Genomic DNA, 18,132 nt, shown 5'->3' with positions numbered 1-18,132 from the left:
CATGCAACGACGTCGTTTTTTCACTCAAGCGCTGGTGGGCACCGCCGCGGTGGCCAGCGCCGCGGTGGGCCGCCACGCGCTGGCGGGTCTGCCCGAGCCCGTCATCCGCACGAGCACGGACACCGCCGCGCCATGGACGCCGCCGGGCGTGACTGGCGCCGGTCGACCCTACCGGCCCGTCGTCACCCTCAACGGCTGGACGCTGCCGTTTCGCATGAAGGACGGGGTCAAGGAGTTCCACCTGGTGGCCGAGCCCGTGGTGCGCGAATTCGCCCCCGGCTTTTCGGTCAACCTGTGGGGCTACAACGGCAGCAGCCCCGGCCCCACCATCGAGGTGGTCGAGGGTGACCGGGTGCGCATCTACGTCACCAACCGACTGCCCGAGCACACCACCATTCACTGGCACGGACAGCGCCTGCCCAACGGTATGGACGGGGTGGGCGGCCTCAACCAGCCACAAATCCCGCCGGGCCAGACGTTCGTCTACGAATTCGTCGCCCGCCGCCCCGGTACGTTCATGTACCACCCCCACGCCGACGAGATGGTGCAGATGGCCATGGGCATGATGGGCTTTTGGGTCACCCACCCCAAGGGCCGACACCCCTGGATCGCCGACGTCGATCGCGACTACTGCTTCTTGCTCAACGCCTTCGACGTCACGCCCGGAGCGCGCACGCCCAACGTCAACACCATGCTCGACTTCAACATTTGGGCCTGGAACAGCCGCGTCTTTCCCGGCATCGACCCGCTGGTGGCGCGCCTGGGCGAGCGGGTGCGGGTACGCGTCGGCAACCTCACCATGACCAACCACCCCATCCACATCCACGGCATCGAGTTCGAGGTCACCGGCACGGACGGCGGCCCCACGCGGCCCGAATCGCGCTGGCCCGAGGTCACGGTGGACATCGCGGTGGGCCAGATGCGGCAGATCGAATTCATCGCCGACGAGGAAGGCGACTGGGCCATGCATTGCCACAAGAGCCACCATACCATGGGTCCGATGGGGCATGGCGTGCCCACCATGATCGGTGTCGACCACCGCGGGCTGGTGCACCGCCTGCAGCGGCTGGTGCCCGACTACATGGTCATGGGCGAGCGCGGCATGGCCGACATGGGCGAGATGGAAATGCCGCTGCCCGACAACACCGCCCCCATGATGACGGGCCGCGGCCCCTATGGCCCGATCGAGATGGGCGGCATGTTCACCACCCTGAAGGTGCGGCGCGACCTGGCACCCGGCGACTACCGGGACCCGGGCTGGTACCGACAGCCGCCCGGCACCCAAGCCCGGCCCGCTGCCAACGTGGCTGCCCCGGCCGACGCGCGGTCGCCGCAGCCCGCGCCCGCCGCTGCCCCCTACGACGCCCGCAAACCCCAAGGAGCTCACCATGGTCATCACCATTGAACGTCTGGCGGCACTGGCGCTGGCCGCTTGGCTGCCCTTGAACGCCGCCGCCCACGGCCCCCAGGGCCACCACGGCAGCCATGGTGCCCCCGCGCGCGCCGCCATGCTAGCCGAGCAAAAGCCCTGGGGTATCGCTGGCGATCCGGCCCGCGTCAGCCGCACCATCGAGATCCGCATGAGCGACGACATGCGCTTCACCCCCGACCGGCTGACCGTGCGCGAGGGCGAGACGGTGCGGCTGCGCGCGGTCAACCGTGGCCGCGTCCTGCACGAAATCGTCATCGGCACGCCCGAGGAACTCGCCGCCCACGCCGAACTCATGAAAAAACACCCGGGCATGGAACACGACGAACCGTACATGGCACACGTGGCCCCGGGCCAGACGGGCGAGATCGTGTGGCATTTCAACCGCCCCGGTGACTTCGAGTTCGCCTGCCTGATACCGGGCCATTTCGAGGCCGGCATGGTCGGACGTATCCGGGTCGAACCCGCGCAGAAGGGGAACACGCGATGAGACGACGCGACTGTCTCAGACTGAGTGCTGGCTGGATCGCCGCCAGCGCCGCGGGGTTGGCGCTCGCACAAGCGCCCGAAGCCCCGCAGGTGGAGGTGTGGAAAGACCCCAACTGCGGCTGCTGCAACGACTGGATTCGCCACCTGCAAGCGCACGGGTTTCGGGTACGGGCGCACGACGTGGGCAACACCGCCGCACGCCAGCGGCTCGGCATGCCCCAGGCGCTGGGTTCGTGCCACACCGCGCGCGTGGGGGGCTATGTGATCGAGGGCCACGTGCCCGCCAGTGACATCCAACGGCTGTTGCGCGAGCGTCCGGCGGCGCTGGGACTGGCCGTGCCGCGCATGCCGGTCGGCAGCCCCGGCATGGACGGCCCCGAGTACGGTGGCCGCCGCGACCCGTACGATGTATTGCTGGTGCAGCGCGACGGCACTACCCGGGTCTATGCCAGCTACCACCAGACACAGGCACCGACCGCTGCCACACCGGGGGTGGAGCCCGGTTGGGCCGACGGCGAGGTGCGTCGCCTCGACCCGAGCGCGGGCAAGATCACGCTGCGCCATGGCGAGATCGCCGAGTTGGATATGCCGCCCATGACCATGGCCTTTCAGGTGCGTGACCCGAGTATGCTGCAAGGCCTGCAAGTGGGAATGAAAGTGCGCTTTCGCGCCCAGAAACACCAGGGCGCGTATGTCGTGACCGAGATCAAACCCGCGCCATGACGGTTTGGGCTAGCATGCTTGCCATGACGACCGTGACCGACGCCTTGCTCATCACCGCGGACAACGCGCTGCGTACGCTGCTGGCCCCGCACCACGCGGCACGCCCCACACCGGGTGCCGCGTCGGGGCAACGTAGCGAGGCGGCGCCACTGTCGCCCGAGGAGCGGCGCTTGTCGGGGGCGCTCATGCGCGTCAACCACGTCGGCGAGATCTGCGCCCAGGCACTCTACACCGGCCAGGCGCTGGCCGCGCGCTTGGGACCGGGCGACGCCCGCACGCGCGAGCGCACGGCCCGCCATCTGGAGGCTGCCGCGCAGGACGAAACCGACCACCTGGCGTGGTGTCAGCAGCGGCTGGACGAACTGGGCGACCGCCGCTCGCTGCTGTGCCCGCTGTGGTATGCCGGGGCGCTCGCCATCGGCCTGGGTGCCGGGCTGGCTGGGCGCGGCATCAGCCTGGGCTTCGTGGTGGAGACCGAGCGCCAGGTCGAGGCTCACTTGGACGGCCACCTGGAGCGCCTGCCCGTGCCCGACCAGGCCTCACGCGCCATCGTGGCGCAGATGAAAGCGGACGAAGTCCGCCACGCACGCGAGGCGCAGCAGGCCGGCGGGGTCGAGTTGCCGGCCCCCGTCAAATGGGTCATGCGCGCCGCCGCCAAAGTCATGACCACGGTCGCGCACCGGATCTGACGCCGGCGCTCTGGCACCGCTGCCCGTCAAGCGACGTCGACCACCTCGTAGCTGGTGGTGATGGCGGCCGTTTTGCCCAGCATGATGCTGGCCGAGCAGTATTTTTCGTGACTCAGCGCGATGGCGCGCTCCACCGCAGTGGCCGGCACGCCCTTGCCGTGCACCACGAAGTGCATGTGGATGGCGGTGAACACTTTGGGGTCGGTCTCGGCGCGTTCGGCCTTGAGCTGCACCTGGCAGCCGCGCACGTCGTGGCGGCCCCGGCGCAGGATCAGCACCACGTCATAGGCGGTGCAGCCACCCGTGCCTGCCAGCACCAGCTCCATCGGGCGTGGGGCCAGATTGGCGCCACTGGTCTGCGGCTGGGCGGGGTCGACCGCGCCGTCCATCGCCACCACGTGCCCGCTGCCCGTCGCGGCCACGAAACCCATGTTCGAGCCGGCACCCAGGGCGCCGGTCCAGGTCACCGAGCATTCCATACGACTGTCTCCAGAACGACACGAGCACCGCCTCGTGACGCCAAAAATGTTGCACCGCAATATCAGCCAGCTATAATAGAGGGCGTGGGCGACGCGAAAAGCGCTCAGCCTCCAACGGTTGTCTCCTCTGCCCTCTATGGGTGGTTCCAAGCCCAGGCATCGCGCCTGGGCTTTTTTTTGAACACCGGCGGCGGGCCGCAGCGCCGACGGCACCTTATGATAGACGCAACGCTCACGTCATCGTCATGCCCGCCAAAGCCCCTCCATCTCACCCTGCTCTAGGCTCGGCCACCGAATTGACCCCGGCCGACTATCTGAAAAAGATCGTCACCGCGCGCGTATACGACGTGGCGCGCGAGACACCGCTGGAGCCCGCGCGCCATCTCAGCCGCCGCCTGCACAACAAGGTGCTGCTCAAGCGCGAGGACCAGCAGCCGGTCTTTAGCTTCAAGTTGCGCGGCGCCTACAACAAGCTGGCGCACCTGTCGCCCGAGGAGTTGCAGCGCGGCGTCATCTGCGCCTCGGCTGGCAACCATGCGCAAGGGGTGGCGCTGGGCGCGCACAAGCTGGGCGCGCGCGCAGTCATCGTCATGCCCACCACCACGCCACAGGTCAAGATCGACGCCGTGCGCGCGCTCGGTGGCGATGTGGTGCTGCACGGCGACAGTTACTCCGACGCGGCCCAGCACGCCACCGCGCTGGCCCAAGCGCAGGGGCTGACCTTCGTGCACCCCTTCGACGACCCGGACGTCATCGCTGGCCAGGGCACCATCGCCATGGAAATGCTGCGCCAACTGCAGGGCCTGGGGTCGAACCGGCTCGATGCCGTGTTCGTCGCCATCGGCGGCGGCGGCCTGATCGCGGGCGTGGTCAACTTCTTCAAGGCGGTGCGACCCGACATCCGCGTCATCGGCGTGCAAATGAGCGACTCCGACGCCATGCTGCGCTCGGTGCGCGCGGGCCAACGGGTGCAGCTGGATGAAGTCGGGCTGTTTTCCGACGGCACCGCGGTCAAGCTCGTGGGTGAGGAGACCTTTCGCATCGCACGGGAACTGGTCGATGACTATGTCACCGTCGACACCGACGAAGTGTGCGCCGCCATCAAGGACGTGTTCGTCGACACGCGCAGCATCGTCGAGCCTGCGGGCGCGATGGCGGTGGCAGCGATCAAAAAATACGTCGCCCAGCACAAGACGCGGGGTGAGACGTACGCCGCCATCCTGTGCGGCGCCAACATGAATTTCGACCGCCTGCGCTTCGTGGCCGAACGCGCTGAGGTCGGCGAAGAGCGCGAGGCGCTGTTTGCCGTCACCATTCCCGAAGAGCGCGGCAGCTTTTTGCGCTTTTTGCAGGCCATCGGCAGCCTGCCCGGCGGGCCGCGTAACGTCACCGAGTTCAACTACCGCATCCATGACGCGCAGCAGGCCCACGTCTTCGTGGGCCTGACCACGCACGGCCGGGGCGAGAGCGCCAAGATCGCGGCGGCCTTCGAAAAGCACGGCTTTGCGACGCTGGACCTCACCCACGACGACCTGGCGCAAGAGCACATCCGGCACATGGTCGGCGGTCACTCGCCGCTGGCGCAGGACGAGCGGCTGCTGCGCTTCGTCTTTCCCGAACGGCCCGGCGCGTTGCTGAAGTTTCTCACCCTCATGCGCCCGAGCTGGAACATCAGCCTGTTCCACTACCGCAACCAGGGCGCCGACTACGGCCGCATCCTGGTCGGCCTGCAGGTGCCCCCAAAGGACGACAAGGCATTCCAGCGCTTCCTGCGCGAACTGGGCTACCCCTACGTCGAAGAAACCGACAATCCCGTGTACCGGTTGTTTTTGCGCGGGTGATTCCACTCCCAACTCGTTCCAGCTCAACCAACTGGTGCGCTGATCCGCCCCGAGGAGTGCATGATCCCTCTCGCACCCCCCGACCACCCCGCCCCCACCGAGGGCACGTGGCTGGCCCAGGCACGCTGGGTGCCGTCGCCGCACCACGGCCCGCGCCCGCCCGGCGCGTCGCTCGATTTGATCGTCGTGCACTCGATCAGCCTGCCGCCCGGCGAATACGGCGGCGCCGCGATCGAGCAGCTCTTCACCGGCACGCTTGACTGGGAGGCGCACCCCTACTTTCAGCGCATCCGCGGGCTGGAGGTGTCCAGCCACTTCCTGATCCGGCGCGACGGCGAGCTCGTGCAATTCGTCGCCTGCGAGCGCCGCGCCTGGCACGCCGGCGTGTCGCAGTGGCAGGGGCGGGCCAACTGCAACGATTTTTCCATTGGTGTGGAGCTGGAGGGGTTGGAAGGCGACACCTTCGAACCCGCACAGTACGACGCACTGGCCGAGCTGTGCCATACCTTGCGCGCGCGCTGGCCCACCTTGTGCGCGGTGGCGGGCCACGAACACATCGCCCCGGGCCGCAAGCGTGACCCGGGCCCCGGCTTCGACTGGGCACGCCTGATCGCGCTGACCGGCTGGCCCGCGCACGCCTTTGCCAGCACCGCAGGCGCGGCCCCCATGCCGCGCTAGTCGTCCCCTCCGGGGCAACCCGAGGATATCGGCGGGGCGTCGAGATTGAAAAATTTTCGCGCCTGGCCTCTTGTCCCGCCCGCCATGCCCGCTACACTAGCGGTAGTGTTTTTTCTCAACGACGGACACTAGATCTAGTGTTTCGCCGTCGTCCCTGTGGACATCACCCTCAGCGAGGCTCCATGCAGACCACCCTCTCCACCCCCCCGTCCGGCGCCAGCGTCGCGGCCGTGCCCGAGGCCGCCCGCCCCCTCCCCGCCGGCACGTTGCCGCACTACCAGATCATTCGGCGCAACGGCGCCGTGGTGCCATTCGAGCCCAGCAAAATCGCCGTCGCGATGATGAAGGCCTTCTTGGCCGTGCACGGCCCGCAGGGCGCCGCGTCGGCCAGCGTGCGTGAGACGGTCGATCAACTCACGCAGGCGGTCGTGCGCGCGCTCATGCGCTCGCGCCCTGGCGGTGGCACGTTCCATATCGAAGACGTGCAAGACCAGGTCGAGCTGGGCTTGATGCGCGGCGGCCACCACGAGGTCGCGCGCGCCTACGTGCTGTACCGCGAGCGCCGGGCGCAAGAGCGCGCCGCCAAAGCCGCACAGGCGCAGCCGGTGCAGCCCGTGCTGCATGTACTCGACCGCGGTGAGCGCCGCCCGCTCGACCTGGCGCAACTCAAGGCCTTGATCCACTCCGCCGTCGAAGGGCTGGGCCCGGACGTGCAGGCCGAACCCATCGTCGCCGAGACGCTGCGCAACCTCTACGACGGCGTGCCGCTGGAAGAGGTGCACAAGGCCGCCATTCTGGCCGCGCGCACGAAGATCGAAACCGACCCCGACTACACCTACGCCACGGCGCGCCTGCTGCTGCACACCATCTACAAAGAGGTGCTGGGCGAGGAGGTCACGCATGCGCAAATGCACACGCGTTACGCGGAGTATTTCCCCGCCTTCATCAAAAAAGGCGTGGAGGCGGAGCTGCTCAACCCCGAGCTGCTCACGTTCGACCTACAGCGGCTGGGCGCGGCGCTCAAGGCCGAGCGCGATCTGAAATTCGACTACCTCGGTCTGCAAACGCTGTACGACCGCTACTTTCTGCACGTACGCAAGCAACGCATCGAGCTGCCGCAAGCGTTCTTCATGCGCGTGGCCATGGGCCTGGCGCTCAACGAAATCGACCGCGAAGCGCGTGCCATCGAGTTCTACGAAGTGCTGTCGTCGTTCGACTTCATGAGCAGCACGCCCACGCTGTTCAACAGCGGCACGCTGCGTTCGCAATTGTCGAGCTGCTACCTCACCACCGTCCCGGACGATCTGGAAGGCATTTACGACGCCATCAAGGAAAACGCGCTGCTGTCCAAATTTGCCGGCGGCCTGGGCAACGACTGGACGCGCGTGCGCGCGCTGGGCAGCCACATCAAGGGCACCAATGGCGAGTCGCAGGGCGTGGTGCCGTTCCTGAAAGTGGTCAACGACACCGCCGTCGCTGTCAACCAGGGCGGCAAGCGCAAGGGCGCGGTGTGCTGCTATTTGGAGACCTGGCACCTCGATATCGAAGAATTTCTGGAGCTGCGCAAAAATACCGGCGACGACCGGCGCCGCACACACGACATGAACACGGCGAACTGGATTCCAGACCTGTTCATGAAGCGCGTGATGGAAAACGGCATGTGGACGCTGTTTTCGCCTTCCAGCGTGCCCGATCTGCACGACAAGGTCGGGCGCGCGTTCGAAGAAGCCTATCTCGCCTACGAAGAAAAAGCCGCGCGTGGCGAAATCCAACCCAGCAAGCAGGTGCGCGCCGTCGACCTGTGGCGCAAGATGCTGACCATGTTGTTCGAGACCGGGCACCCCTGGATCACGTTCAAGGACCCCTGCAACATCCGCAGCCCACAACAGCACGTCGGCGTGGTGCATTCGTCCAACCTGTGCACCGAAATCACCCTCAACACCAGCGACACCGAAACCGCGGTGTGCAACCTGGGCTCGATCAACCTGGCTCAGCACCTCAAAGACGGCCCCGCGGGCAAAGAACTCGACCACGACAAGCTGCAGCGCACCATCACGGTGGCCATGCGCATGCTCGACAACGTGATCGACATCAACTACTACGCCGTCAAGAAAGCGCGCGACTCCAACCTGCGCCATCGACCGGTGGGCCTGGGTATCATGGGCTTTCAAGACGCGCTCTACGAGCTGCGCATCCCCTATGCGTCACCGCAGGCGATCGAATTCGCCGACCGGTCGATGGAGGCGGTGTGCTACTACGCCTATTGGGCCAGCAGCGACTTGGCGGTGGAGCGCGGTCGGTACTCGACCTACAAAGGCTCGCTGTGGGAGCGCGGCATCCTGCCGCCCGACAGCTTGGACCTGCTGGCGCAAGAGCGCGGCGGCTATTTGGAGGTGGACCGCTCGCGCACGCTGGACTGGGACGCGCTGCGTGCCAAGATCGCGCGCGACGGCATGCGCAACTCCAACTGCATCGCCATCGCCCCCACGGCCACGATTTCCAACATCGTTGGCGTCGACGCCTCGATCGAACCGTGCTTTGGCAACCTGTCGGTCAAGTCCAACCTGTCAGGTGAATTCACGGTCATCAACCACTACCTGGTCAAGGACCTCAAACGCCTGGGCCTGTGGGACGAAGTGATGATCATGGACCTGAAGCATTTCGACGGGTCGCTCTGGCCCATCGATCGCGTGCCACAGGAGCTCAAAGAGCTGTACCGCACGGCGTTCGAAATCGAGCCGGTGTGGCTGGTGGAGGCAGCGGCACGGCGCCAGAAATGGATCGACCAGGCCCAATCGCTCAACATTTACATGGCGGGCGCTTCGGGCAAAAAACTGGACGAAACCTACAAACTCGCGTGGATCCGCGGCCTCAAGACCACCTACTACCTGCGCACCACCAGCGCCACGCACGCTGAAAAAGCCACCGTGCGCAGCGGCGCGCTCAACGCGGTGCCGACGGCGGGTGGCACGTCGGCGCTCGCCGCGGCCACCGTGCCGCCTGCCATGACGCCCAGGGTGACAGAGCCCGCGACCGACATCAAATTCTGCGCCATCGACGACCCGGGCTGCGAAGCCTGCCAATGACGAGAGCCAGCGCCCACGACACCCGTGCGGATGACCCGATTGATGCCCCGGCGCCACAGTCCGGGGCATCAAGCCCCCGCAAAAGTCGCAACGCCCCGTCAAACCCTTGTCATTTCGACGAGATTTTTCAATAATTCACCGAATCGGACACCACCATGTTGACTTGGGAAGACCACACCCCCACCGCTGCCCCCCAACCGGCACGTCCAGCGCCCGATGCCGCTCCAACGCACCGGCCGTCGGTGGCGGCCCAGCCCGTGTTTGGTGCACGCCCTGCGCAGACCGTCGCGGGTTTCGACTATGTGTCGCCGGTCAGCGCCACGATCGGCGCGCATCCTCCTGCCGCGGCCACTGCCGTTTCGCCAGCGTCGGCGCAGCCGGGCACCCAATACCGCCGCGTCAACGTGGCCGACAAGCGCATCATCAACGGCCAGACCGACGTCAACCAGCTCGTGCCGTTCAAATACAAATGGGCGTGGGAGAAATACCTCGCCACCTGCGCCAACCACTGGATGCCGCAGGAAATCAACATGTCACGCGACATCGCGCTGTGGAAAGACCCCAACGGCCTGACCGAGGACGAACGCCGCATCGTCAAGCGCAACCTGGGCTTTTTCGTCACGGCCGATTCGCTCGCAGCCAACAACATCGTGCTGGGCACGTATCGCCACATCACCGCACCCGAATGCCGGCAGTTTTTGCTGCGGCAGGCCTTCGAAGAGGCGATCCACACCCACGCCTACCAGTACATCGTCGAGTCGCTGGGGCTGGACGAGGGCGAAATCTTCAACGCCTACCACGAAATCCCGTCGATTCGGGACAAGGATGAGTTTTTGATCCCGTTCATCGACGCGATCATGGACCCCAACTTCCGCACCGGCACGCCCGAAAACGACCAGAAACTGCTCAAGAGCCTGATCGTCTTCGCCTGCCTGATGGAGGGGCTGTTCTTCTACGTCGGCTTCACCCAAATCCTGGCACTGGGCCGGCAAAACAAAATGACCGGCGCGGCCGAGCAGTACCAGTACATCCTGCGCGACGAGTCGATGCACTGTAACTTTGGCATCGACATGATCAACCAGCTCAAGCTCGAAAATCCCCACCTGTGGACGCCCGAGTTCAAGCAGGAGATCAAGGAGCTGTTTCTGACCGCAGTGGACCTGGAATACCGCTACGCCGAGGATACGATGCCGCGCGGCGTGCTCGGGCTCAACGCCAGCATGTTCAAGGGCTATCTGCGCTACATCGCCAACCGGCGCGCCACCCAGATCGGCCTGGAGCCGCTCTTCCCCAACGAGGAAAACCCCTTCCCCTGGATGAGCGAGATGATCGACCTGAAGAAGGAGCGCAATTTCTTCGAGACGCGCGTGATCGAGTACCAGTCCGGCGGCGCCCTGTCCTGGGACTGATCCCCCGCCAACGCCTGGGTCGCGCGGCCGTCACCGTTTTCCCCACCCGCCAACCTCAAGCAGGAGACCCCCCATGGCAACCGCGAAGAAGGCCGCCGCCGCGGCCACCGAGTCCGCGAAGAAAAAGACGGCCGCCGCTGCGCCGACAACCCAGAAGGTGACGGCCAAGAAAGCGCCCGCCACGGCTGCGGCGGGCGCCGAACCCGCGCCCTCCAAAGCGGCCACCAAGGCGTCATCCAAAGCCACACCCAAGGCGACGAGCAAGACCGCAGCCCCCACGGCAGCCAGCGCTTCCGCGCCGGCCAAGAAAGCCGCGCCCAAGAAAAAGGCCGCCGCGGTGACCGCCGAACCCGCGGCGACCGCCCAGAAGCCCACGACCAAGAAACCTGCGGCTAAAACGAGCGCAGCCGCCAGCGCGAGCGGCAAGACGACCGCAGCGAAGTCGACGTCCACCGCGGCCAGCGCCCCGGCGAAAAAGGCGGCCGAAAAAACGACCGAAAAGACGGCGGTGAAAGCACCGGCAAAAAAGACATCGAGCGCGAAGACGGCCACCCCGAGCGCCACACCGGCCGTCAAGGCCGAGAAAGTGGTCAAAGCCTCGAAGGCGACGGCCTCGAAGGACGAGGCGCCGAAGGCGAAAAAAACCGCCAAGGCAGGCAAAACGGACAAAGCCGCCAAAGGCGAATCCGCTGGCGACAAGGCTCCTACCCAAGCGTCTGGCGCCAAGGCCAAGTCCAAAGGCAAGGCCGAGGCCGCTGCCGCGCCCAGCGCCCAAACCAAGCTCAACCCCAAGGCGGCGTGGCCGTTCCCGACCGGTCCACGGCCCTGAGTGCGGGTGCCTTGCGCTTCCCTGCCGCGTGGCGGGGTGGCTTTGGCCCATCGGGCTCAAAGGCTGAAACGGTAGTTCTGCCCGCCTTGGGTGGCGATCTTGGCCGCGCCCATGCGGTTGCCCAGTCGCGCGGCCTGCTCGACACCCCAGCCGTGCGCCAGCCCGTACAGCAGGGCGGCCCGGAAGGCATCGCCGCAGCCGGTCGGATCGACGATGGCGCTGGCGCGCTCGCCGGCCACGCGCGTGCACTGGCCATCTTGCCAGACGTCGCAGCCGTGCTCCCCGAGCGTCACCACCAGCGCCCGCAACCGCTGTGACAGGGCAGCCAGCGACAGGCCCGTGCGATCGCACAGCAGTCGGGCCTCGTAGTCATTGAGCGCGGCCCAATCGGCCCACTCGACCAACTGTCGCAGTTCGGCGCCGTCGAACATCGGCAACCCCTGCCCGGGATCGAAGACGAACGGCACGCCCGCCGCGTGCAGCTGCTCGGCGTGCGTCCAGGTGGCCTGCTTGCCGTCGGGCGACAGGATGGCGATCGACACGCCGGCCGTCTCTGCGATCGGGTTGTGGTGCGCCAGCGCCATCGCTCCGGGATGAAACGCCGTGATCTGGTTGTTGTCCCGATCCGTCATGATCATCGCCTGGGCGGTGAAATGCTCGGGCGTGACCCGCAGCGCCGACACGTCCACCCCCATGGCCTGCAGGCGTGCCAGATAGGGCTGGCCGTCGGCACCCAGCGTGGCCACGGGCCGCACCGCCGCCCCCAGCTGCCGCAAGCCGTAAGCGATGTTGCCCGCGCAGCCGCCGTACTCGCGCCGCAACGCCGGCACCAAAAACGACACGTTCAGGATGTGCAGCTGGTCCGGCAGGATGTGGTCGGCAAAACGGCCTTCGAAGTCCATGATGGTGTCGAAGGCCAGGGAACCGCAAACGAGGATGGTCATGAAAAAGACTCGCGAGGAGACCCGAACGGGTCAGGGATAGAACAAGACTGCCCGGTAGCCCGCCATGCGGGCCGCCTTCGGGTGATCGAACGCCAACTCGAACTGCAGCGGCCACTCCTGCCCCGGTGCCAGCGTGGCCCGCGGCTGCGGCCATTCGGCCGGCAGCCACACCCGGCGCACCAAGACCCGATCCTGGGCATCGGTCAACGTCAGCTCCAGCGCCGGCGCGGCGATCTCGATGTCGGCATGGTTGCGCACCACCAGATGGAAGCTGTAGCGGTCGGGCGCGCGGCGCAGCAGCACCGACCCTTCGATGACCACGTCCTGTGGCCGCCGGGGCGGCGCGATCGTGCATCCGAGCACTTCGCAAAACACCTGCAGCCCGGGCCGCGATTCGGGGTAACGCGCCGCCAGCGTGTCCCGCCAGTGCCATACCGCTTGGCCCAAAAGCGATGCCGTCAACCCCAGCGCTGCAAGTATCAGCGTCGCCCGCACCCACGGCCGGCGCCAGAACGCCCGACGGCGCGCCTGCCGCACGAACGACCAGTCCGGCAACGACCCGTCTGACAAGGGCACGCTCGGCGGCGCGGCCTCGGGCAGGGATCCCGGTGGCGACTCGTCAGGGGGCTGCGACGGGCAATCTTCGGTCGGGGGGCGCGCCGTGTCGTGAGCGTCGGCGACATCGGGGGCCGCCACCTCGGGGGACGAGGAAGGCGGGGGGGGTGGGGGATCTGGCGTCGCCGGGCGCGGCGCCTCGGTCGGCAGCGGCACGGAGGCCGGCTCCAGATCCAGCGTGGCATCGAATACGTGCTGGCACCGCCCGCAGCGCACCCAGCCATCGGCGATTTTGAGCTGATCCGCCACGACCTTGAAGGCCGTTCCACACGAGGGGCAGCGGGTAATGAAGCTCATGCCCCGGATTATGGCGGCGTTGCCCCCGGACGCTGTGCCGTCATCAGGATCCAACCCTCGTCCGCCTCCTGCACCTGCAACGCCAGCCACGGCGCGTAGGCCGCGCGCAGCTCCTCGGCCTGGCGCTCCAGGATGCCGGCCAACACCAGGTGCCCGCCCGGTGCGACGTGCGCACACAGCAGCGGCGCGAGCACCTTCAACGGCGTGGCAAGGATGTTGGCCAGCACCACGTCGTAGGTGCCTTGCGCCCGCTCGGGCAACCCGGCCGACAGCCGCACCCCATTGGCGGCAGCGTTGCGCTGGGTGGCTTCCACGGCCGCGGGGTCGATGTCGACCGCATCCACCGCCTGCGCACCAAACCGCGCCGCCGCCATCGCCAGGATGCCCGAGCCGCAGCCATAGTCCAGCACGCGCCGTCCGCGCGGCGGGTGGGCGGCAATCCAGCGCAGGCACATGCGCGTGGTGGGGTGGGTGCCGGTGCCGAACGCCAGGCCCGGGTCCAGCCGCAGCACGGTGCGCGCTGCCGCTGGCGGCTCGTGCCAAGTGGGGACGATCCAGAAGTCGGGCGTGATGGCCACCGGCTCGAACTGCGACTGGGTCAGACACACCCAGTCGGTATCGGCCACCGGGCGCACGCCGACCACGGCCGCGTCGGCCATGAAGTCCTGCACCGCCAACAGCCCGGCCGCCTCGCGCGCCTGGGCTTCGGTGTCGAACAGCGCCACCACCTGCGAGCGCTGCCAACCCGCCGCCGGTGGCGGCAGACCCGGCTCGCCAAACAGCGCCCGCTCGGCGGGGGTGTGGGCGTCGGCATCTTCCACCGCCACGCTCAGCGCGTCGAGCGCCTCCAGCGCGTCGCAGACGGCTTCTACCTGGGCTTCGGGCACCTGCAGCACCAGCTCGTGCCAGCGCGCGGCGGGGGCGGGGGCGGCGTCAGCTGCGCTCACGTTGGGCCAACCAGCTTTCCAAGTAATGGATGTTGGTGCCGCCGGCCTCGAAGTTGGCGTCCACCATCAGCTCGCGGTGCAACGGCACATTGGTCTTGATGCCCTCGATGACCACCTCGGCCAGCGCCCCGCGCATGCGCGCCAGCGCCTGCTCGCGCGTGTCGCCGTGCACGATGATCTTGCCCACCATCGAGTCGTAGTGGGGCGGCACGGTGTAGCCGGTGTAGATGTGCGAATCGACCCGCACCCCCGGACCGCCCGGTGCGTGCCAGGCCGTGATGCGCCCGGGCGACGGGGTGAATTTGTACGGATCCTCGGCGTTGATGCGGCACTCAATGGCGTGGCCGCGCAGCTGGATCTGGCGCTGCGTGAACGGGAGCTTTTCCCCCGCGGCAATGAGGATTTGCTGGCGCACGATGTCGATGCCGGTGACCATTTCGGTCACCGGGTGCTCCACCTGCACGCGCGTGTTCATCTCGATGAAGTAGAACTCGCCGTTCTCGTACAGGAACTCGAACGTGCCCGCGCCGCGGTAGCCCATCTTCTTGCAGGCGGCCGCGCAGCGCTCGCCGATGCGCTCGACCAGGCGGCGCGGGATGCCGGGCGCCGGCGCTTCCTCGATCACCTTTTGGTGGCGGCGCTGCATCGAGCAGTCGCGCTCGAACAGGTACACCGCGTTGCGGTACTGGTCGGCCAGCACCTGGATTTCGATGTGCCGGGGGTTCTGGAGAAATTTCTCCATGTACACCTCCGGGTTGTTGAATGCGGCGCCCGCTTCGCTCTTGGTGGTCTGCACCGCGTGCAGCAGCGCGGCCTCGGTGTGCACCACCCGCATGCCGCGCCCCCCGCCGCCGCCCGCGGCCTTGATGATGACGGGGTAGCCGATGCTGCGCGCGATGCGCTTGATCTCGGCGGGGTCGTCGGGCAAGGCGCCGTCCGAGCCCGGCACGGTGGGCACGCCCGCCGCTTTCATCGCCTGCTTGGCCGAGACCTTGTCGCCCATGAGGCGGATCGACTCGGGCGTGGGGCCGATGAAAACGAAGCCGCTCTTTTCGACGCGCTCGGCAAAGTCGGCATTCTCGGACAGGAAACCGTAGCCCGGGTGGATGGCCTCGGCGTCGGTCACTTCGGCGGCCGAGATGATGGCCGGCATGCTCAGGTAACTCTGCGCCGACGGCGCCGGGCCGATGCAGACCGCCTCGTCGGCGAGCTTGACGTACTTGGCCTCGCGGTCGGCCTCGGAGTACACGACAACGGCCTTGATGCCCAACTCGCGGCAGGCGCGCTGGATGCGCAGCGCGATCTCGCCGCGGTTGGCGATCAGGATCTTCTTGAACATGCCCGCGCCCTCACTCGAGGACGAAGAGGGGCTGGCCGTACTCGACGGCTTGGCCGTTCTCGACCAGAATTTCCTTGATGACACCTGCACGATCGGCCTCGATTTCGTTGAGAATCTTCATGGCTTCGATGATGCACACCGGCTCGCCTTCCTTGACCGCCTGGCCCACTTCCACGAAGGGCTTGGCCCCCGGGCTGGGTGCACGATAGAAGGTTCCGACCATGGGCGATTTGATCACGTGTCCCTCGATCTGCGCCGGCGCGGCCGACGCCGCCGGCGGCACTGGCGAGGGCGCGGGCGCCGTGAGGGTGATGGGCGCGGCTGGCACGGCCTGGGCCGGGGCGGGGGCAGGCACCATCATGGGTGCTGCGGGAGCCGCCTTGACGATGCGGACCTTGCCTTCGGCTTCCGTGATCTCGAGTTCGGAGACGTTCGACTCCGAGACCAGGTCGATGAGCGTCTTGAGTTTGCGAAGATCCATGGTGACTCCGTATGATGCACCCAACATGCGTTGATCGTGCCGCGAACATCGCGGAAAGAGCGCGAAATATACACGAGCCCTTGTCCACCGTCGCCCACAGGAACCCCCGATGACCGATGACGACAGCGTCGCCACGATGGCCCTACCGGGGCTGGCGCGCGCCCTGATCGGCGCGGGCGTGCTCACGCAGCGCCAGGCCGAGACACTCTACGCCCAGGCCCAGGCGCGCCAGACCGGCTTCATCACCGAACTCATCGGCAGCCAGTCGGTGTCGCCGCGTGACTTGGCGCACGTGATGTCGGTGGCTTTTGCCGCGCCGCTGATCGACCTCGACGCCGTCGACCCGCAGCGCCTGCCCCACGGATTGCTCGACCCCAAAACCTGCCAGCAGTACCGCGTCGTGCCCCTGGGGCGGCGCGGTAACCGGCTGTCGGTGGCCACGGCGGATCCGTCGGACTTGCAGGCGGCAGAAAAAATCAAGTTCGAAACCCAGCTCAGCGTCGACTGGATCATCGCAGAGGTCAACAAGCTGGGCAAGCTGGTCGAATCCTTCACCGCGAGTGCCCAGCAGGTGATCGACCAGATCGTCGGCCAGACGTTCGACTTCGCGGCCGACGGTATCGAAATGACCTCGGACGAGCCCGCCGACAAGGTGTCGGCCGAGGTGGAGGACGCGCCCATCGTGCGGTTTTTGCAAAAAATGCTGCTCGACGCCTACACGATGCGTGCCTCGGACCTGCATTTCGAGCCCTACGAACACCAGTACCGCGTGCGTTTTCGCATCGACGGCGAGCTGCGCGAGGTCGCCTCTCCCCCGGTGGCGATCAAGGACAAGCTCGCGTCGCGCATCAAGGTCATCTCCAAGCTCGACATTGCCGAAAAGCGCGTGCCGCAGGACGGGCGCATGAAGCTCAAGGTCGGCCCCGACAAGGTGATCGACTTTCGCGTCAGCACCCTGCCCACGCTGTTCGGCGAGAAAGTGGTGATCCGCATCCTGGATCCGAGCAGCGCCCAGATGGGTATCGACGCGCTGGGCTACGAACCCGACGAAAAGGCCAAGCTGCTGGAAGCCATCAACCGGCCCTATGGCATGGTGCTCGTCACCGGCCCCACGGGGTCGGGCAAGACCGTCTCGCTCTACACCTGCCTGAATCTGCTCAATCAGCCCGGGGTCAACATCTCCACGGCCGAGGATCCGGCTGAGATCAACCTGCCGGGCGTCAACCAGGTCAACGTCAACGAAAAGGCGGGGCTGACCTTTGCCGCTGCGCTGCGGGCGTTTCTGCGTCAGGACCCCGACATCATCATGGTGGGCGAGATTCGTGACCTGGAAACCGCCGACATCGCGATCAAGGCGGCGCAGACCGGCCACCTGGTGTTATCCACGCTGCACACCAACGATGCGCCCTCCACCCTCACGCGCTTGCTCAACATGGGGGTGGCGCCGTTCAACATCGCCTCCAGCATCAACCTGATCACGGCGCAGCGCCTCGCGCGGCGGTTGTGCCCCAAGTGCAAAGTGCCGCACCATGACATTCCCGAGCGTGCGCTGCTGGACGCGGGCTTTCGGCCCGAGGACCTGGACGGCCAATGGCAACCGTACCGCCCCGTGGGCTGCCCGGCCTGCCACGAAGGCTACAAGGGCCGGGTCGGCATCTACCAGGTCATGCCCGTGACCGAAGCCATCCAGCAGCTGATCCTGCGCGGCGCCAGCGCGCTGGAGATTGCCGCCCAGGCACGCGCCGAAGGCGTGCGCACCCTGCGCGAAAGTGGGCTGCGCAAGGTTAAGATGGGCATCACGTCACTGGAGGAGGTTCTGGCGGTGACCAACGACTGACCGAATCATCGCCCGGCACG

General features: G+C 67.0%; 16 protein-coding genes. 10 read left to right on the top strand and 6 right to left on the bottom strand.

All coding sequences use genetic code 11. From position 1 onward, the window contains the following. The first annotated feature begins 1 nt into the window (after position 1). From ACPYIS_RS07355 to coq7, 4 genes are read left to right on the top strand one after another with little or no spacing between them, the layout of a single operon-like run. Positions 2 to 1,405 (top strand): multicopper oxidase family protein, encoded by a 1,404-nt coding sequence (locus ACPYIS_RS07355; protein ID WP_299019290.1) that lies wholly within the window; start codon positions 2 to 4, stop codon positions 1,403 to 1,405. Beyond that, a complete protein-coding gene (locus ACPYIS_RS07350; RefSeq protein ID WP_299019288.1) occupies positions 1,389 to 1,919 on the top strand; it encodes a cupredoxin domain-containing protein in 531 nt (176 codons plus the stop codon). Before ACPYIS_RS07355 ends, ACPYIS_RS07350 begins: the two co-directional genes overlap by 17 nt. Continuing rightward, positions 1,916 to 2,641 (top strand): DUF411 domain-containing protein, encoded by a 726-nt coding sequence (locus tag ACPYIS_RS07345; RefSeq protein ID WP_424894796.1) that lies wholly within the window; start codon positions 1,916 to 1,918, stop codon positions 2,639 to 2,641. Before ACPYIS_RS07350 ends, ACPYIS_RS07345 begins: the two co-directional genes overlap by 4 nt. 14 nt (positions 2,642 to 2,655) lie before the next feature. Beyond that, on the top strand, positions 2,656 to 3,330 hold the full coding sequence (coq7, locus tag ACPYIS_RS07340) for a 2-polyprenyl-3-methyl-6-methoxy-1,4-benzoquinone monooxygenase (protein WP_424859668.1): 675 nt from the start codon (positions 2,656 to 2,658) through the stop codon (positions 3,328 to 3,330). 26 nt (positions 3,331 to 3,356) lie between these two features. Here the strand turns inward: coq7 and ACPYIS_RS07335 are convergent, their stop codons facing one another. Further along, positions 3,357 to 3,809, bottom strand: a complete 453-nt coding sequence (locus tag ACPYIS_RS07335) for an OsmC family protein (RefSeq protein WP_299019284.1) — start codon at positions 3,807 to 3,809, stop codon at positions 3,357 to 3,359. 245 nt (positions 3,810 to 4,054) lie between these two features. Here ACPYIS_RS07335 and ilvA point away from each other — a divergent pair, with 245 nt between their 5' ends. The 5 genes from ilvA to ACPYIS_RS07310 all read left to right on the top strand — a co-directional run bounded on the left by ilvA (position 4,055) and on the right by ACPYIS_RS07310 (position 11,652). Beyond that, a complete protein-coding gene (ilvA, locus tag ACPYIS_RS07330; protein WP_424859669.1) occupies positions 4,055 to 5,650 on the top strand; it encodes a threonine ammonia-lyase, biosynthetic in 1,596 nt (531 codons plus the stop codon). 60 nt (positions 5,651 to 5,710) lie between these two features. After that, positions 5,711 to 6,328, top strand: coding sequence for a 1,6-anhydro-N-acetylmuramyl-L-alanine amidase AmpD (ampD, locus tag ACPYIS_RS07325; protein WP_424894797.1), 618 nt, complete (start codon positions 5,711 to 5,713; stop codon positions 6,326 to 6,328). 182 nt (positions 6,329 to 6,510) lie between these two features. Beyond that, complete coding sequence (locus ACPYIS_RS07320) at positions 6,511 to 9,414, top strand: ribonucleoside-diphosphate reductase subunit alpha (RefSeq protein ID WP_424894798.1); 2,904 nt, start codon at positions 6,511 to 6,513, stop codon at positions 9,412 to 9,414. Positions 9,415 to 9,569: 155 nt separating this feature from the next. Beyond that, the gene (locus ACPYIS_RS07315) at positions 9,570 to 10,823 is read left to right on the top strand and encodes a ribonucleotide-diphosphate reductase subunit beta (protein WP_424894799.1); all 1,254 of its coding nucleotides are present in this window, start codon (positions 9,570 to 9,572) and stop codon (positions 10,821 to 10,823) included. A 73-nt stretch (positions 10,824 to 10,896) separates the two neighbouring features. After that, the gene (locus ACPYIS_RS07310) at positions 10,897 to 11,652 is read left to right on the top strand and encodes a histone H1 (RefSeq protein WP_424859683.1); all 756 of its coding nucleotides are present in this window, start codon (positions 10,897 to 10,899) and stop codon (positions 11,650 to 11,652) included. A 56-nt stretch (positions 11,653 to 11,708) separates the two neighbouring features. On the opposite strand, the gene ACPYIS_RS07305 is transcribed toward ACPYIS_RS07310, so the two are convergent. From ACPYIS_RS07305 to accB, 5 genes are read right to left on the bottom strand one after another with little or no spacing between them, the layout of a single operon-like run. Further along, positions 11,709 to 12,596, bottom strand: a complete 888-nt coding sequence (locus ACPYIS_RS07305; RefSeq protein ID WP_299019219.1) for a carbohydrate kinase family protein — start codon at positions 12,594 to 12,596, stop codon at positions 11,709 to 11,711. Positions 12,597 to 12,626: 30 nt separating this feature from the next. Beyond that, a complete protein-coding gene (locus ACPYIS_RS07300; RefSeq protein WP_299019217.1) occupies positions 12,627 to 13,508 on the bottom strand; it encodes a zinc-ribbon and DUF3426 domain-containing protein in 882 nt (293 codons plus the stop codon). 8 nt (positions 13,509 to 13,516) lie between these two features. Next, complete coding sequence (gene prmA, locus ACPYIS_RS07295; RefSeq protein WP_424894800.1) at positions 13,517 to 14,455, bottom strand: 50S ribosomal protein L11 methyltransferase; 939 nt, start codon at positions 14,453 to 14,455, stop codon at positions 13,517 to 13,519. Next, on the bottom strand, positions 14,442 to 15,794 hold the full coding sequence (gene accC, locus ACPYIS_RS07290; RefSeq protein WP_299019212.1) for an acetyl-CoA carboxylase biotin carboxylase subunit: 1,353 nt from the start codon (positions 15,792 to 15,794) through the stop codon (positions 14,442 to 14,444). The genes prmA and accC overlap by 14 nt, the downstream gene beginning before the upstream one ends. A gap of 10 nt (positions 15,795 to 15,804) precedes the next feature. Continuing rightward, the gene (gene accB, locus ACPYIS_RS07285; protein ID WP_299019210.1) at positions 15,805 to 16,275 is read right to left on the bottom strand and encodes an acetyl-CoA carboxylase biotin carboxyl carrier protein; all 471 of its coding nucleotides are present in this window, start codon (positions 16,273 to 16,275) and stop codon (positions 15,805 to 15,807) included. Positions 16,276 to 16,384: 109 nt separating this feature from the next. Between accB and pilB the strand changes: the two genes are divergently transcribed. After that, on the top strand, positions 16,385 to 18,112 hold the full coding sequence (pilB, locus tag ACPYIS_RS07280) for a type IV-A pilus assembly ATPase PilB (protein ID WP_299019208.1): 1,728 nt from the start codon (positions 16,385 to 16,387) through the stop codon (positions 18,110 to 18,112). Positions 18,113 to 18,132: the final 20 nt, after the last annotated feature.

Source organism: Tepidimonas sp. HKU78 (assembly GCF_049860815.1).
Lineage (GTDB): Bacteria > Pseudomonadota > Gammaproteobacteria > Burkholderiales > Burkholderiaceae_C > Tepidimonas.
Note: the sequence above shows the minus strand (reverse complement) of the source record. Positions and strands in the feature narration are given on the sequence as shown.

What these genes read in the sequence shown, in the direction of transcription:
- ACPYIS_RS07350 (WP_299019288.1), top strand. Translation starts at nt 1,389, where the DNA reads ATGGTCATCACCATTGAACGTCTGGCGGCACTGGCGCTGGCCGCTTGG.
- ampD (WP_424894797.1), top strand. Translation starts at nt 5,711, where the DNA reads ATGATCCCTCTCGCACCCCCCGACCACCCCGCCCCCACCGAGGGCACG.
- accC (WP_299019212.1), bottom strand. Translation starts at nt 15,794, where the DNA reads ATGTTCAAGAAGATCCTGATCGCCAACCGCGGCGAGATCGCGCTGCGC.
- ACPYIS_RS07300 (WP_299019217.1), bottom strand. Translation starts at nt 13,508, where the DNA reads ATGAGCTTCATTACCCGCTGCCCCTCGTGTGGAACGGCCTTCAAGGTC.
- coq7 (WP_424859668.1), top strand. Translation starts at nt 2,656, where the DNA reads ATGCTTGCCATGACGACCGTGACCGACGCCTTGCTCATCACCGCGGAC.
- ACPYIS_RS07355 (WP_299019290.1), top strand. Translation starts at nt 2, where the DNA reads ATGCAACGACGTCGTTTTTTCACTCAAGCGCTGGTGGGCACCGCCGCG.
- accB (WP_299019210.1), bottom strand. Translation starts at nt 16,275, where the DNA reads ATGGATCTTCGCAAACTCAAGACGCTCATCGACCTGGTCTCGGAGTCG.
- ACPYIS_RS07310 (WP_424859683.1), top strand. Translation starts at nt 10,897, where the DNA reads ATGGCAACCGCGAAGAAGGCCGCCGCCGCGGCCACCGAGTCCGCGAAG.
- ACPYIS_RS07335 (WP_299019284.1), bottom strand. Translation starts at nt 3,809, where the DNA reads ATGGAATGCTCGGTGACCTGGACCGGCGCCCTGGGTGCCGGCTCGAAC.
- pilB (WP_299019208.1), top strand. Translation starts at nt 16,385, where the DNA reads ATGACCGATGACGACAGCGTCGCCACGATGGCCCTACCGGGGCTGGCG.
- ilvA (WP_424859669.1), top strand. Translation starts at nt 4,055, where the DNA reads ATGCCCGCCAAAGCCCCTCCATCTCACCCTGCTCTAGGCTCGGCCACC.
- ACPYIS_RS07320 (WP_424894798.1), top strand. Translation starts at nt 6,511, where the DNA reads ATGCAGACCACCCTCTCCACCCCCCCGTCCGGCGCCAGCGTCGCGGCC.
- ACPYIS_RS07315 (WP_424894799.1), top strand. Translation starts at nt 9,570, where the DNA reads ATGTTGACTTGGGAAGACCACACCCCCACCGCTGCCCCCCAACCGGCA.
- ACPYIS_RS07305 (WP_299019219.1), bottom strand. Translation starts at nt 12,596, where the DNA reads ATGACCATCCTCGTTTGCGGTTCCCTGGCCTTCGACACCATCATGGAC.
- ACPYIS_RS07345 (WP_424894796.1), top strand. Translation starts at nt 1,916, where the DNA reads ATGAGACGACGCGACTGTCTCAGACTGAGTGCTGGCTGGATCGCCGCC.